The following is a 15,678-nucleotide window of genomic DNA, read 5'->3' on the forward strand; positions in this document are numbered from 1 at the left end:
AAGAAATGAAAAAAATACTAAATACCCTATTTGAACAAAAACGATTGACCAAAGCACAATCGAAAGAAGTATTGATAAACATCGCACAAGAAAAATACAATGCTTCACAAATAGCTGCATTTATCACGGTGTTTTTAATGCGTCCAGTTTCAGTAGATGAATTATCAGGATTTAGAGAAGCTTTATTAGAATTGGCTATAAAAGTAGATTTGTCTGATTTTAACACAATTGATTTGTGTGGAACAGGAGGAGATGGAAAAAACACCTTCAATATTTCAACGTTAACGTCATTTATTGTAGCAGGAACAGGACATAAAGTAGCAAAGCATGGTAATTACGGAGTGTCTTCTGCATCGGGATCGTCTAATATGTTAGAGTTTTTAGGATACAATTTCACGAATGATGAAACCACGCTAAAACGTCAGTTAGAAGAAGCAAATATTTGTTTTTTACACGCACCGTTATTTCATCCGGCGATGAAAGTTGTAGCTCCTATTAGAAAAGAATTAGGCGTGAAAACATTCTTTAATATGTTAGGTCCATTGGTAAATCCAAGTCGTCCACAAAATCAGTTGGTAGGCGTATTTAACTTAGAGGTTGCTAGAGTGTATAATTACATGCTACAACAATCAAATGTAAACTATGGTGTGGTACATGCATTAGACGGATATGATGAAATTTCATTAACAGGAGATTTTAAATTGTTTACTAAAGAAGCAGAGCAACAAGTTTCTCCATCAGACTTAGGACAAGAACAAATTGCTCCATCAGCTATTTTTGGAGGGAACACAGTTAAAGAAGCTGCGGATATATTTGTGAACATAATCAACGGAAAAGGAACAGAAGCGCAAAATAATGTGGTATTAACTAACGCGGCATTTGCCTTAAAAACTTTTAATAAAAATAAGAGTTTTGAAACTGCATTTGAAGAAGCAAAAGATTCGTTATTAGGGTTAAAAGCAAAACAATCGTTAGAAAAATTAGTAAATTAAAATAAAAAACCGTCATTCCGAACGGACACTGAGCGTAGTCGAAGTGGTAGTGAAGGAATCTTTCTGTAAAGAAGATAATTTAGATTGCTTCACTTTGTTCGCAATAACAAAAAGAATACAAGATGACTATTTTAGATAAAATAATAGCCTTTAAAAAACAGGAAGTAGCAAAAATAAAAGCTGAAGTTGCTGTTAAAAAACTAGTAGAAAGCCCAAACTTTAAAAGGGAAACTCTTTCGTTAAAAAAATCGTTGTTAGAGCCTTATTCAACGGGAATTATAGCAGAGTTCAAACGTCAATCACCTTCTAAAGGAATTATCAATGACAAAGCAACGATTACCGAAGTAACTAATGGATATTTAGACGCCAATGTAGCAGCACAATCTATTTTAACCGATACTTCTTTTTTTGGAGGTACGATGGCAGATTTGATGGAAGCGAGAGCTATCAATGAGCAAAAACCAATTTTAAGAAAAGATTTTATTGTTGATGGATTTCAAATTGTAGAAGCTAAAGCAATTGGTGCTGATGTGGTGTTGTTAATCGCTACTTGTTTGACAGCTGAACAGTTGAAGAATTACGGTCAGTTAGCAACAGATTTAGGGTTAGAAGTTTTGTATGAAATCCATACGCAGGAAGATTTAGATAAAATTGGAGATTTGGATAATAAAGTTATAGGAATTAACAACAGAAACTTAAAAACTTTTGAAGTTGATTTAGAACATTCAATAAACTTAGCAAGTCAAATACCCGATACGGTAGTAAAAGTTTCTGAAAGTGGAATTTCTGACCCAAGAATTATAACTGGATTAAAAGAACATGGTTTTCATGGTTTTTTAATTGGTGAAAACTTTATGAAGACAGAGAACCCAGGTCAGGCATGTCAAGAGTTTATCGATCAAATTAGATAATATGAAACTAAAAGTTTGTGGAATGAAGTTTATAGAAAATATTCAGCAAGTAGCTGAATTGAAACCTGATTATTTAGGGTTTATTTTCTATGAAAAATCACCAAGAAATTTTGAGGGAATCATTCCAGAATTGCCAAAAGGAATCAAAAAAGTAGGTGTTTTTGTAAACGAGTATTTGGAGATTGTAGTTTCTTTAATTGAAGAATATCAGCTGGAAACAGTTCAGTTGCATGGAGAAGAACCTGTTGAATACATTCAAAAATTAAAAGAATATTTGCCAAAAGTAGAAATTATCAAAGTATTTGGAATTAAAGACGAATTCAATTTTGAGGTTTTAGAATCTTATGAAGAGGTGGTAGATTACTTTTTGTTTGATACCAAAGGGAAAGAGCGAGGAGGAAACGGAGTAACTTTTAACTGGCAAGCTTTGAGAGATTATAACTCAACAAAACCTTTCTTTTTAAGTGGAGGAATAGGATTAGAAGAAGTCGGTGAATTACAATCCTTTCTTAAAAGAAAAGAATCACAATACTGCTATGCAATTGATGTGAATAGTAAGTTTGAAACCAAACCAGGAGTGAAATCAGTAAAAGAATTAAAGAAGTTTAAAAAAAGTATTAGTCAAAATAGTTAAGTGTCATTTCGAACGAAGTGAGGAATCTCTTTTTATGGCTAAATAATAAACGACAAGAAAATGAAATTTCAACCAGACAATAATGGATATTACGGACAATTTGGAGGAGCATTTATTCCTGAATTGTTATATCCAAACGTAAAAGAGTTAGAAGATAATTATGTACAAATCATAGAATCTGAATCTTTTCAAAAAGAATATAAAGATTTATTGAAGCATTATGTTGGACGTCCAAGTCCACTGTATTTAGCAAAAAGGTTATCAGAAAAGTATGGAGCAACTATTTATTTAAAACGAGAAGATCTAAATCATACAGGGGCACACAAAGTAAACAACACTATTGGTCAAATTCTAATAGCAAAGCATTTAGGAAAAACTAAAATTTTAGCAGAAACAGGTGCAGGGCAACATGGAGTGGCTACAGCTACAGTATGTGCCTTAATGGGATTAGAGTGCGTTGTTTTCATGGGAGAAACTGATATTCAACGTCAAGCGCCGAATGTAGCCCGTATGAAAATGTTGGGAGCTAAAGTAGTACCAGCAACTAGTGGAAGTAAAACTCTGAAAGATGCTACGAATGAAGCAATTCGTTATTGGATTCAGCATCCAGATACGTATTATTTAATAGGTTCTGTGGTAGGTCCACATCCATATCCTGATATGGTGGCTCGTTTACAAGCTGTAATTTCTGAAGAAATGAAAGTACAGCTAAAAGAACAAACAGGAAATGAAAATCCAGACACAATTATTGCTTGTGTAGGTGGAGGAAGTAATGCTGCAGGTGCTTTTTATCATTATTTAGACGATAAAGAAGTTGAATTGATAGCAGTTGAAGCAGCAGGATTAGGAGTGAATTCGGGAGAAAGTGCTGCAACTTCACAATTAGGGGAAGTAGGTGTTATTCACGGAAGCAAAACAATTTTAATGCAAGATGAATATGGGCAAATTGTAGAGCCTTATTCTATTTCTGCAGGGTTAGATTATCCTGGAGTGGGACCCTTGCATGCCTATTTGCACGAAACAAAACGAGCAAAGTTTATGAATGCTACGGATAAAGAAGCACTAGATGCTGCTTATGAATTGACAAAAATAGAAGGAATTATTCCAGCATTAGAAAGTGCACATGCCTTGGCAGTATTACCAAAAATGGATTTACAAAAAAATCAAGTAATTGTGGTGAATTTATCAGGTAGAGGTGATAAAGATTTAGAAACGTATATTAAACATTTAAGCTACTAGCCTTTGGCTAATGGCTAAAAGCTATTAGAAATGAACTCAATTCAACATATATTCAATAAAAAAGAACACAATTTACTGTCAATATTCTTTACAGCAGGTTTTCCAAAATTAGAAGATACTGCAAAAGTTATTGGGGAGTTAAGTAATAGCGGAGTAGATTTTATAGAGGTAGGGTTGCCTTATTCTGACCCGTTAGCTGACGGACCAACCATTCAGCATAGTAGTGATGTAGCGCTGAAAAATGGTATGAATCTCGACGTAGTTTTTCAACAATTAATATCGATTAAAGGTTTAAATGAAACTCCTTTGGTGTTAATGGGCTATTTGAATCAAATTATTAAATATGGAGAAGATAAATTTTGTCAAAAAGTAAAGGACTGTGGCATTGATACGGTAATTATTCCAGATTTACCAATGGTAGAATATGAAAGTCACTATCAGCAGTTGTTTGAAAAATATGGAATTACAAACGTATTTTTAATTACACCACACACTTCTGAAGAACGCATTCGTAAAATAGATTCTTTAACAGGTGCATTTATTTACGTGGTTGCTTCGGCATCAATTACAGGTGCTAAAGGAGAGGTTTCATCAGCACAAATAAAATACTTTAAAAGAATTCAAGCTATGAATTTACAAAGTAAGTTAATTGTAGGTTTTGGTATCTCAGATAACAAAACTTTTACAACAGCTTGTGATTATATGAATGGAGCTATTATAGGATCTGCTTTTATAAAGATTTTAGATAAAGACGGAGTAGAAGGGATTGGTAATTTCGTGAAAACTGTTAAGAATTGTTAATGTATTCCTAATTTTATCAGAGTTTTAGTCGTAATGAAGTAATTTGGTGGTTTAAAATCAAATAACATGACTAAAAAGATATTCTTAGGGGTGGCTTTATTAGCAAGTAATTTTTTATTTGCGCAACATACATTAATTCGTAAGCCTGTGATAAGCCCTGATGCTTCTCAAATGGCATTTAGTTATTATGGCGATATTTGGCTATATAACTTTAATAATCAGCAAACAAAAAGATTAACCATTCATAAAGGGTATGAAAGCAACCCTGTTTGGAATGACAATGGAACAGAACTTGCTTTTTCTTCTGATAGAAAGGGAAATGATAATGTATTTGTAACTTCTGTAAAAGGGGGAGTTCCTAAACAGTTAACATACTATCCAACAGCTAATACTCCTACAGATTGGACAAAAGAGGGAGATGTTGTATTTACCACAAGTCGTGTATTAAGAGGTCCGGAGTGGGATAAACAAATGTATGTAGTTAATGAGAAGGGAGAAACGCCTCGTCGATTATTAACTGCCTATGGAGAAATGGCTTCCGTATCTCCAAATGGAAAATTAATCGCTTTTACCAAAGGAGCATGTCGTATTGCTCGTGAAGATTATTCAGGTTCTGCACAGCGTGATATTTGGGTTTATAATGCTGAAACAAATGAGTATCATCAAATAACGACGAGTAACAAGAATGATCACTCTCCTGTCTGGGATGCAACGGGGAATTTATACTACATCGGAGCAAAAAGTGGACGTTATAATATTTATAAGCAAGCAATTTCTGCAAATGGAACAGCTAATGGTAAAGCTACTCAATTAACGAGTCAAACAAAAGATGGTGTACAAACATTTTCAGTAAGTAATAACGGGACGATTGTGTATACTAGTGGAGCAGATACTTTCAAGCTAGAAAATGGAAAAACTCAAAAAATTAATTTAGATATTGTTTCAGATAATCGTTTCGAAGTAGAAGAAACTAAAACAGTTTCAGGAGATATTGGTAATTATGCAGTTTCACCTAATGGAAAAAATATAGCACTAGAAATTAATGGAGAAATCTTTGTAAAGGAGAATAATAAAGAAAAGAAGCGCTCAAACAATGTGAGTAAGCACCCGTATAGAGATATCAATCCACAATGGTTAGACGATAAAACAGTTGTTTTTTCTTCAGATAGAGATGGAGTTTATCAATTGTATAGTGCAGTTTCTACAGATACTTTGGTGGGGTTACACCGTAGTTTAAAAACAAAAGTTTCTAAACTAACCAATAGTAAAGAAGATATTGAATATTCTTTAGTTTCTCCTGACGGAAAGAAGATAGCTTACCAGGTAGGAAGAGGAATTTTAATGATTGCTGATATTAAAAAAGGAAAGATAACAAATGCTAAAGAGTACTCTAATTCTTGGGCAGCTGCTGAAGGAGTTTCGTGGAGTCCAGATAGTAAGTACATAGCGTATTCTCAAGAAGACTTAAATTTTGATAGCGAAATTTTTATTCAATCTGTAGAAAAACCATCTACCAAAATGAATGTATCTATGCATCCTAGAAGTGACCGTAACCCAGTTTGGAGTGCTGACGGAAAAAAGTTAGCATTTTTATCAAACAGAAGCGGAATCAATTACGATGTTTGGATGGTTTGGTTAGAAAAATCAGATTGGGAAAAATCGAAGTTAGACCACGAAGAAGGATCTTATTATCCTGAGAAGAAGGAAGAACCGTCTAAAGAGAAAGACGCAAAAAAAGGAAAGAAAAAGAAGAAAAAAGTAGTTGTAAAAATAGATGAAGATAAAATTTATGATCGCTTGGTACAAGTTACCTCTTTACAAGATAACGAGTATAGCCCAGTATTTAGTGCGGATAGTGATTTTATTTATTTTTCAGCAACCAATCCTGCTACAGAAAAAAGAAGTACTTACAAAGTTAAATGGGATGGTAGCAAGCCAAAATTAGTAAAAGGAGTTATCAATGCACGAAACTTTACTGAAAACAAAGGAAAAATTTATTTCACTTCAAGAGGAAAGTTAGCTGAATTAAACACAAAATCAGATAAAGTAACGAAGTTACCACACAGTGCAACTTATACTACTAATAGAGCGGAAACATATCAACAAGTTTTTGAAGAAGGAATTCGTGCTTTAACGGCTGGTTTTTACGATCCAGAATTTCACGGATATAATTGGAATGCTTTAGTAAAGAAGTACAAGCCTTGGGTATTATCGGCAACTACACATCAAGATTATACCTATATGTTCAATCTATTGTTAGGACAGTTGAATGCTAGTCATATGGGGTATCGTGGTAGTGCGCCAAGAAATACAAGTGATAAAGTTGGAGTATTAGGTTTGGAAGTAGAGAACACTAAAAAAGGAGTAAAGGTTTCTTATGTGTTACCAAATTCAGTAGCAGACAAATCAACCAGTAAGTTAAAAGTAGGAGATATTATCACAGCTGTTAACGGACAAGAAATTAAAAAGAATACAAATTTCTACAGTTTACTAAAGAATACGCAATCGAAAGAGATTTTATTGAGTTTAGATAATGGTAAAGAAGTAGTGTTACGTCCAGAAAGATCCTTAAGAAGGTTGCAATATGAAGAATGGGTAAACTCTAGAAAAAAATTGGTAGAAGAGTATTCAAACGATCAATTAGGATATATTCACATCCAAGGAATGAATATGCCAAGTTTTGAGCGTTTTGAACGTGAATTAAAAGCAAGTGGTTATGGTAAAAAAGGAATTGTAATTGATGTGCGTTACAATGGTGGTGGTTGGACAACTGACCGATTAATGGCAGTGCTTAATGTAGATCAGCATGCTTATACAGTTCCAAGAGGAGCAGCAAAAAGCTTAAAAAATCATCAGAAGTTCAACGGAAACTATCCGTTTAATGAACGAGCCATCTTATCAGTAAACACAAAACCAATGGTAGCTTTATGTAATGAAAATAGTTATTCAAATGCTGAAATTTTCTCTCATGCTTTTAAAAATTTAGGATTAGGGAAATTAGTAGGGCAACCAACTTTTGGAGCGGTGATTTCTACAGGAGGAAAACGTTTACAAAATGGAATGATTCGTATGCCATTTAGAGCATGGTATGTAAAAAAAACAGGTGAGAATATGGAGAATGAAGCACCAGCTGTACCAGATTATTTGGTGAAAAATGCACCAGGATGGAAGGATAGAGGAGAAGATGCTCAATTAAAAAAAGCAGTCGAAGTATTGTTACAAGATATAGAATAAAATAAAAAAAGCTGAGTTTTAAAACTCAGCTTTTTTTATTTTATTCTAACGTGTTTCAACTATAATAACGCCATTGGCACCTCTAGATCCATAAGCAGAGGTTTCAGGACCTTTAAGTACTTTTATGGATTTAATAGTAGTAGGAACAATGTTGCTAAAAATAGTTTTATCTACTGCAGTGTTATTTAATATAAACAATGGAACAGTACTCCCATTTACACTATTGTAGCCTCTTATATTAATATTATTAGCCCCTGATACATTAACACCTGGAACCTGACCTCTAAGGTAATCATAGATATCTCTGTATTGAATAGGGTTTATATTTTTGCTTCTAGCATCACCAGAAATATAATGGTGATTACCTTCCTTTATTTTAAGTGTTATTTTTTTTTGTCCGTTGTATGGAACCTTAATAATTCCTATTTTAGGTGAATAAGCGCTAATTTCTTTAGGAGTTTTTTCTAATTTTATTTTGTACTCACCTTTGGCGTTAGTCCATCTTTTTTGTTTTACATTGTCAAGAAGGATTACTGCACCAGAAACAGGCTTGTTATCAGGTCCTTTAACGAGGATAGATAATTTCTTTGCTTGAGAAAAAGCAGATAAATTAAAAACTAGCAGAGTAACGAATAAGAGTATAATTTTTTTCATGAAATCTGTTTTTATTTCCCAATATAGAAAAAAAAAGTAAATTCTTTATTATTGATAATGTATTTAGTCTTTTTTTACTGAAATCATAGAGAAGAAACCTAAAAAGTAACCATTCTAGGTTTTTTTTATTCCTATTTTTGCCAAATGATGCAGATTACAGAACAAGAATTGTTAGAAAAATTAAAAGTAAATTTTGGATATGATAGCTTTCGTTTAGAGCAACAAGCTATTATTGAAAATATTTTAGCAAAAAAAGATACCTTGGTTATTATGCCAACAGGAGGAGGGAAATCTATTTGTTACCAATTACCAGCATTATTTTTTGAAGGTGTTACGTTGGTAATTTCTCCATTAATAGCATTGATGAAGGATCAAGTAGATAGCTTAAAAGCGAACGGAATTCCTGCAACTTTTTTTAACAGTAGTCAATCAACAGAAGAGCAACAACAAGTGTTTGACGCAATAGCTTCAAAAAGTATAAAACTACTATATGTTGCTCCTGAAAGTTTATCATTACTCCAAAATGTGTTAAATCAATCTTATATAAGCTGTATTGCTGTTGATGAAGCACACTGTATTTCTGCATGGGGACACGATTTTCGCCCTTCCTATAAACAACTTGCATTTTTAAAAAAATCGTTACCAGAAGTTCCTATTGTAGCGTTAACTGCTACGGCAGACAAAGCAACGCAACAAGATATTTTAGAGCAGTTAGCAGTGCCAAATGCTACTCAATTTATAAGTTCTTTCAATAGAGAGAATATTGCTTTAGAAGTTCGTCCTGCAAACGATAGAGTACAACAAATTATAAAGTTTATTCAGAGGAGACCTAATGAAGCAGGAATTGTTTATTGCTTAAGTAGAAAAGCTACGGAACAATTAGCTAGTAAACTGCAACAAAACAATATTGATGCAAAGGCTTATCACGCGGGATTACCTTTTGAAGAAAGAGCTAAAACTCAAGAGGCTTTTATTAAAGATGATTGTGAGGTAATTTGTGCTACTATTGCTTTTGGAATGGGAATCGATAAATCTAATGTTCGTTGGGTAATTCACTATAATATGCCTAAAAATATCGAAGGTTATTATCAAGAAATTGGACGTTCAGGTCGTGACGGTTTACCTGCAAAAGCCTTGTTATTTCACAGTTATGCAGATGTTATTCAGTTGCGTCAGTTTATAGAGAATACCGGAAATAAGGAAGTGCAAGAGGCAAAATTAGAACGTATGAAGCAATTTGCTGAAGCTACGGTTTGCCGAAGAAAAATATTACTTAGTTATTTTGGAGAATTAATTGAAGAAAACTGTGGAAATTGTGATGTGTGTAAGAACCCGCCACAGTTTTTTGATGGTACTGTTATCGCGCAAAAAGGACTATCAGCTATTTATCGATTACAAGGAAAAGAGGCTATGGGAACTGTAATAGATGTGCTAAGAGGAGCCAAAAACGCTGGGGTTTTAGACAAGAATTATCAAACGTTAAAAACCTATGGAGTAGGAAAAGATATTTCGTGGAGAGATTGGCAGTATTATTTAATACAGTTAACAAACCAAGGTTATTGTCAAATCGCTTTTCATTTAAATAATAGCTTACAACTTACCGATTTTTCAACTAAAGTGCTCTTTGAAGGAGAAAAAGTACAGTTAACTACTCCAGTTGAATTTCAGAAAGAAGTACAAACAGTAACAAAAGAGAAGAAGAAAAAAGCGGTTAAAGATACATTATTTGAGCGTTTGCGAAAACTACGTTATCGTATTGCTCAGGAAGAAGATATAGCAGCCTATTTGGTGTTTAATGATGCTACCCTTAAAGAAATAGAAAGAGAAAGGCCACAGTCCGATGAAGAGTTTTTGGCAATAAGCGGAGTAGGACAACGAAAATTAGAAGTGTATGGAGCTGAGTTTATGGAAGAGATTAAAACTTTTTTAAACGAGAAGAAGCGAACTAAAAAAGATACTACTTTAGAGACTTTTAAGTTGTATAAAGAAGGTTTTACAGTCGAAGAGATAGCTGAAAACCGTGGACTAAAACCTGCCACTATTTTTTCTCACTTATCTAAGTTATACCTAGAAGGAAAAGATGTGAGTTTGGATGAGTTTATTGAGGCAGATACGTTAGCTTTGGTAGCAAATGCCAAAAAAGTTTTGAAAAATGAAACTACTTTAAAGCCCTATTTTGAGTTTTTGGGAGAGAAAGTTTCGTATGAAAAAATACGAGTTGGGTTGACCATTTTACAAAGGAAAAGATAGATTGTTATGAGTGAGAACCATTTTCCTGTCGATGCTGATTCAGACGCTATTTTAAACTTAAAAGAGAAAATTAATGCATTAAAAACTAAGATTGAAGCAATTGAGACTAAGTTATTTCCTTTTGAACAATCGTTACGAAATGAAATTGCCGATTTGTTAATAGAAGAAAGAGAATTAACAGTTTTATATAAGGAGCAAAAGAAAGCTAAAAAAGAGAAAAGGTTAGAGCAAAAGCGGAAAGGTAAAAATTACAAAGAACCTACAGGTATTGTACCCATTTCAAAAAAAGAAGTAGCAGAAAAAACAAATCAAAAAGAGAAGAAAAGATTATATAAAGAGGCAATGTTGTATGTGCATCCTGATAAATTTTCAATGCAAGAAAAAGAGCAACAAAAGGCATTAGAAACAACAACAAAACTGATAGAGATATATCAAAACGGAAGCTTGGAAGAGTTAGAAGCTTTTCATGCACATATCTTTGGAGGTAATACGATGATGAATTTTAATAAAGATATTTCATTAGTTAAGAAAACAACTAGTAATGCCACTTATTTAAAAAATGAGATTGAACGTTTAGAAAAACAATTAACTGATTTGTTAGATAGTTATACCTACAAAGTTTTAACAACGTACAAAAATCCTATGTCGTTTGTTGACGAACTAAAAGCCTATTATGACGATAGGATTTTTAAACTTCGCAAACGAACTAGGACAAAAAATAAACCAGAATTATAAAAGAATAATTCTGGTTTATGATTAATTAAGAGGTTTTTAATTCTTCCATCTCTTTAATAATATCATCGAGTTTTGATATAAGACTATGATATAAAATTCGAGTTGAGATGTTGTATACCACGAAACCAATAATTCCAGTTACAATTGCTACAATGAGCCCAACTCCTATAATTTCTAAGAATGAAGAGTCACTGGAAATATAGTTAGATAGAAAGCTTTTTTCTTTAACAGCATAAGCCAGAGCAAAAATTGATACAATAGCTAATGGAATTGCAAAAACAAATAACTTTTTTGTGGCTTTAGATACTGAGTTAATTACGCTTCTATAGTTTTTTAAATAAGTTAAATTATCGGACTTTACATCGATAGAGTTAAACCTTTTTAGTAATCTCGAGTTAAAGAAATACAAACTTAAGATTAAAAAAGCACCGTATGCACCAATAATAGTTTCAGATAAGAGAATTCCCCCAATAACTACAATTCCTGCCATAGGTAGCAATCCTTTATTGTCAAACTCGTAGGTTCTTTTAATTTTATTAATAACCGATTTAGATTTCTGGTTGTATATATCGTTGATTTTTGGAGCTATTAATGATTGTTCATTAATAAAAGCTTCATTCCATCTTTTTTCAATTGATTTTTCCATCTAATAATATTTTTAATTGTTTTTTAATTCTGTTAATGCGTACTGCAATATTGTTAGCGCTAGTTCCAATAATTGCAGCAATTTCTTTGTAAGGATTTTCTTCTAAATGCAGTAAAATTATCGCTCTGTCGACTTCAGATAATTTTTTAATAGCATCATATAACAAGTTTAAATCTTCGTTTTGAAAAGCTTTATTATCCTCTGATAAATTGGGAGTTTTCTCTAAAGAATATTCTTTTTTAGCATTTCTCTTTGCTAAGGTTAAACAAACATTTAGCGTAATTCTGTAAATCCAAGTAGACCATTTAGATTTGTTCTGAAATGCATCTCTACTTTTCCATATTTGTAAACAGGCCTCTTGATAAAAGTCTTCAAAATCCTCTTGAGAGTCCGTATAAGCTCTGCATATTTTAATAATAATACCAGCATGTGGTAAAATGGATGTTATATAAAAATCGTTACTCAAAATTTGGTTTTCTTGATAGGTATTCTGAAAAGTAAAATTATTACAAGAGAATAGATAAATTTTTAAAATATTTTATTTTCAGTAATTATTGAAAGTTTAATAATTTGTTATATATTTCTGGTATGAAACTAGAAGACGCGAAATTAAAATATATTCATACTTGGGGTAGTTTAGCCACTAATTGGGGAATTAATAAAACGATGGCGCAAGTACATGCTTTATTATTGGTTTCAACAAAACCGCTCTCTGCTGATGAAATTATGGAAACTTTAAAAATTTCTAGAGGTAACGTAAATATGAATGTTCGTGCTTTGATTGATTGGGGAATTGTAAGTAAAGAATTTGTTGTAGGTGAGCGCAAGGAGTTTTTTGTCGCCGATAAAGATATTTGGGAACTGTTTAAACAAATAACAAAAGAGCGTAAAAAAAGAGAGATAGAGCCAGTTTTAAAAGTGTTAGACGAATTACAAGAAGATGTTAAAGACACTTCGGAAGAAGCTGAAGCATTTAAAAAGGTGATGAACGATTTATCGTCCGTAACCAAAACGGTAAATGGTATTTTAGAAAATGCTATCAAAGCTGATGAGCATTGGTTGTTATCAAACTTTACTAAAATGATAAAAAAGTAAAAAAATTTGCTTATAAACTTTCAAAAATTTCTGAAAATATGAAAAATACAATTAAAATATTAACTTATATAAATAGACTTTTAATGTTTTTTACTTGTGGATTGTTAATTTCTTTTTACTTATCTCTTTATGGAATGTATGCTGAAATTTTATTAGGAGCTTTTCATGTTTTAGCAACATTAGTTCTGCTAGGCTTTTGGACAAAACTGAATGATGTTGAGGTAAAAAGAATAGCTTCTTATGTAATAATGGTTGTGTTATACTTTACGTTATGGTATTTGCTTAATATAACAGGAAATACTGATAGTTTTTATATACCAATCATCTGGATAATTATCATCCCAATGTCTTTAGCGGCGTATTTGACATTTATTCTGGAAAAAATAAAAATTAGATTAACATGATTCAAATTACTTACACACTCTATTTAGTAATTTCTATTGTCATTGTTTTATATGTTGGTAATTACTGTTTCCAAAACGGAAAGATTTATATAAGAAGCTATTTTCCGCATAAGCAAGAATTAGCTAACGGAATTAATAATATTTTACTGGTAGCCTACTACTGTTTAAATATAGGATTAGCAGTTTGGAGTTTAGCATCAATTAATAAAATTATGAGTATAGAAGAAGTGGTAGTAGAACTATGTTCAAGAGTAAGCTTTATTCTAATTATTATTGGCATTCTTCATTTTAGTAACCTTTATATGGTTAGCGTATTACATAAGAAATTAAAACAAAAATCTCATGATTATGGATATAAAAACAAATTGGAAAAGTATTAAGAGCCATTTTAAAAACAGCCTAAGAAGAAACATGTTTTTAGCAATAGCTTCAGTAAACGATCAAAATGAACCTACAGTAACACCTATTGGATCTCTGTTCTTTAACAAAAATCAAACAGGATTTTATTTTGAAAAGTTTGCAACAAAGCTTAATAAACACGCAAAAACAAACAATAAAATATGTGTTATAGCGGTGAATAATAGCAAACGGTTTTGGTTGAGATCTTTGTTCAAAGGTAAATTTTCTAGCTATCCAGGAGTAAAATTATATGGAGAATTAGGTGAAAGGAGGGAGGCAACTGAAATTGAAAAAAGAGCCATGCAAAGAAGAGTAAGAATAACCCAAGGTCTTAAAGGACACACATATTTATGGAAAGATATGTCTTTAGTTAGAGACATAAAGTTTACAAAGGCCGAAAAAATAAACCTAGGACAAATGACTAGGGAATTATAAGTAATAATCAATAAAAAAGTAAATCATGAATACTTCATTAGAATTAGTAGCGTATTTAATCTATCTACCTGTGAGCATCGGATTAACAACATTTGTATCACAGCACTTATTTAAAAATAGTAAAATATTTATGTTAGATATTTTTAATCAAAAACAAGAAATTGCATTTGCTACAAACAAGTTATTTAAAATAGGTTTTTATCTGCTAAACATAGGTTTCGCATTAAGAATTATTCAAGTTTATAGATTAACAGATTATAAGGGTTTGGTAGAAGCGCTGAGCGCTAAAATTGGAGGATTTTCTATTTATTTGGGGGCTGTTATGATCTTCTTTATTATCTTCTTTTTGAAGGGTAGAAAAGCAAGTAAAATAGAAAACATAAAATTAAAGAGACAAGAAAATAGTTAGGGGAAGTTGCTTAACATATTAGAAAAAGAAAAAGTGAACCTCATAAGTATTTACCTATGAGGTTTGTGAATTGATTAAAAATAGAATTAGATGAGTTTTTTAAAAGCTGAATGGCGAAAACTGGTGATGTCAAATTACGAAGTTAACCCAAAAGTATTACTGCCTTTTGTACCCAAAGGAACAGAGTTAGATTATTATGATGATAAATGTTATGTGAGTTTAGTAGGGTTTATGTTTATAAATACAAAACTATTAGGAGTAAAAGTACCCTTTCATACAAATTTTGAAGAAGTGAATCTTCGGTTTTATGTAAAAAGAAAAGAAGGAGATAAGTATAAAAGGGGAGTAGTTTTTATTAAAGAAATTGTACCCAAGCCTGCTATTACTTTCATTGCAAACACTGTTTATAAAGAAAATTATCAAACATTACCAATGAGGCATAATTGGCATTTTAACGAAAAAGAAATCAAGGTGTCTTATCATTGGAAAGTAAATGGAGAATCTAATACCATTGCTGTTGAAAGTGAATCAAAGTTAGTTGCTATTGAACCCAATACCAAAATTGAATTTATAGCAGAACATTATTGGGGTTATGCAAAAGATAAAAATAGAACAACTGAATATGAAGTAAAGCACCCTACATGGAAATATTATCCAGTAGTTAATTATACAATTGACATTGATTTTAAAGCAACTTATGGAGAAAGCTTTTCTTTTTTAAAGAGCATAGAACCTGCTTCGGTATTTCTATTAGAAGGTTCTAAAATTAGTGTAGAGAATAAAACAGTTTTATAAACAAAAGCCTCACTTAATTTTAAGTGAGGCTTTGATATTTATATG

Annotated in this window: 17 protein-coding genes; 14 read left to right on the forward strand and 3 right to left on the reverse strand. The window is 32.0% G+C overall.

What is annotated here, in order from left to right:
- The first annotated feature begins 5 nt into the window (after positions 1-5).
- From trpD to ACKTTR_RS03575, 6 genes are all read left to right on the forward strand, one after another.
- Complete coding sequence (gene trpD, locus ACKTTR_RS03550; protein WP_408026555.1) at positions 6-992, forward strand: anthranilate phosphoribosyltransferase; 987 nt, start codon at positions 6-8, stop codon at positions 990-992.
- 122 nt (positions 993-1,114) lie between these two features.
- The gene (gene trpC, locus ACKTTR_RS03555) at positions 1,115-1,903 is read left to right on the forward strand and encodes an indole-3-glycerol phosphate synthase TrpC (RefSeq protein ID WP_408026556.1); all 789 of its coding nucleotides are present in this window, start codon (positions 1,115-1,117) and stop codon (positions 1,901-1,903) included.
- A gap of 22 nt (positions 1,904-1,925) precedes the next feature.
- Entirely contained in the window at positions 1,926-2,537 is a 612-nt protein-coding gene (locus tag ACKTTR_RS03560; RefSeq protein ID WP_408026557.1) for a phosphoribosylanthranilate isomerase, read from the forward strand.
- A 60-nt stretch (positions 2,538-2,597) separates the two neighbouring features.
- Entirely contained in the window at positions 2,598-3,776 is a 1,179-nt protein-coding gene (trpB, locus tag ACKTTR_RS03565) for a tryptophan synthase subunit beta (protein WP_408026558.1), read from the forward strand.
- Between the two features lie 30 nt (positions 3,777-3,806).
- Positions 3,807-4,577: a tryptophan synthase subunit alpha gene (trpA, locus tag ACKTTR_RS03570; RefSeq protein ID WP_408026559.1), complete on the forward strand. Its 771-nt coding sequence runs from the start codon at positions 3,807-3,809 to the stop codon at positions 4,575-4,577.
- 66 nt (positions 4,578-4,643) lie between these two features.
- Complete coding sequence (locus ACKTTR_RS03575; protein ID WP_408026560.1) at positions 4,644-7,811, forward strand: S41 family peptidase; 3,168 nt, start codon at positions 4,644-4,646, stop codon at positions 7,809-7,811.
- Positions 7,812-7,856: 45 nt separating this feature from the next.
- Here the strand turns inward: ACKTTR_RS03575 and ACKTTR_RS03580 are convergent, their stop codons facing one another.
- Positions 7,857-8,465: a TonB-dependent receptor plug domain-containing protein gene (locus ACKTTR_RS03580; protein WP_408026561.1), complete on the reverse strand. Its 609-nt coding sequence runs from the start codon at positions 8,463-8,465 to the stop codon at positions 7,857-7,859.
- A gap of 147 nt (positions 8,466-8,612) precedes the next feature.
- Here ACKTTR_RS03580 and recQ point away from each other — a divergent pair, with 147 nt between their 5' ends.
- Both recQ and ACKTTR_RS03590 read left to right on the forward strand, forming a co-directional pair.
- The gene (gene recQ / locus ACKTTR_RS03585) at positions 8,613-10,715 is read left to right on the forward strand and encodes a DNA helicase RecQ (RefSeq protein WP_408026997.1); all 2,103 of its coding nucleotides are present in this window, start codon (positions 8,613-8,615) and stop codon (positions 10,713-10,715) included.
- Between the two features lie 6 nt (positions 10,716-10,721).
- Positions 10,722-11,450: a hypothetical protein gene (locus ACKTTR_RS03590; RefSeq protein WP_408026562.1), complete on the forward strand. Its 729-nt coding sequence runs from the start codon at positions 10,722-10,724 to the stop codon at positions 11,448-11,450.
- Between the two features lie 25 nt (positions 11,451-11,475).
- Here the strand turns inward: ACKTTR_RS03590 and ACKTTR_RS03595 are convergent, their stop codons facing one another.
- Entirely contained in the window at positions 11,476-12,096 is a 621-nt protein-coding gene (locus tag ACKTTR_RS03595) for a hypothetical protein (RefSeq protein ID WP_408026563.1), read from the reverse strand.
- Positions 12,080-12,562: an RNA polymerase sigma factor gene (locus tag ACKTTR_RS03600; protein WP_099215997.1), complete on the reverse strand. Its 483-nt coding sequence runs from the start codon at positions 12,560-12,562 to the stop codon at positions 12,080-12,082. Before ACKTTR_RS03600 ends, ACKTTR_RS03595 begins: the two co-directional genes overlap by 17 nt.
- 122 nt (positions 12,563-12,684) lie before the next feature.
- Between ACKTTR_RS03600 and ACKTTR_RS03605 the strand changes: the two genes are divergently transcribed.
- The 6 genes from ACKTTR_RS03605 (at position 12,685) to ACKTTR_RS03630 (ending at position 15,633) form a co-directional block, all read left to right on the forward strand.
- The gene (locus ACKTTR_RS03605; RefSeq protein ID WP_408026564.1) at positions 12,685-13,191 is read left to right on the forward strand and encodes a GbsR/MarR family transcriptional regulator; all 507 of its coding nucleotides are present in this window, start codon (positions 12,685-12,687) and stop codon (positions 13,189-13,191) included.
- Positions 13,192-13,229: 38 nt separating this feature from the next.
- Positions 13,230-13,595 (forward strand): hypothetical protein, encoded by a 366-nt coding sequence (locus tag ACKTTR_RS03610; protein WP_408026565.1) that lies wholly within the window; start codon positions 13,230-13,232, stop codon positions 13,593-13,595.
- Positions 13,592-13,975, forward strand: a complete 384-nt coding sequence (locus ACKTTR_RS03615; RefSeq protein WP_408026566.1) for a hypothetical protein — start codon at positions 13,592-13,594, stop codon at positions 13,973-13,975. Before ACKTTR_RS03610 ends, ACKTTR_RS03615 begins: the two co-directional genes overlap by 4 nt.
- A complete protein-coding gene (locus ACKTTR_RS03620) occupies positions 13,944-14,429 on the forward strand; it encodes a hypothetical protein (RefSeq protein WP_408026567.1) in 486 nt (161 codons plus the stop codon). The genes ACKTTR_RS03615 and ACKTTR_RS03620 overlap by 32 nt, the downstream gene beginning before the upstream one ends.
- A gap of 25 nt (positions 14,430-14,454) precedes the next feature.
- Positions 14,455-14,838 carry a hypothetical protein gene (locus ACKTTR_RS03625; protein ID WP_408026568.1) on the forward strand — a complete coding sequence of 128 codons (384 nt, stop codon included), beginning with the start codon at positions 14,455-14,457 and terminating at the stop codon, positions 14,836-14,838.
- 90 nt (positions 14,839-14,928) lie between these two features.
- A complete protein-coding gene (locus tag ACKTTR_RS03630; protein WP_408026569.1) occupies positions 14,929-15,633 on the forward strand; it encodes a YqjF family protein in 705 nt (234 codons plus the stop codon).
- Positions 15,634-15,678 lie beyond the last annotated feature (45 nt).

This window comes from Tenacibaculum litoreum (assembly GCF_964513915.1).
Lineage (GTDB): Bacteria > Bacteroidota > Bacteroidia > Flavobacteriales > Flavobacteriaceae > Polaribacter > Polaribacter litoreum.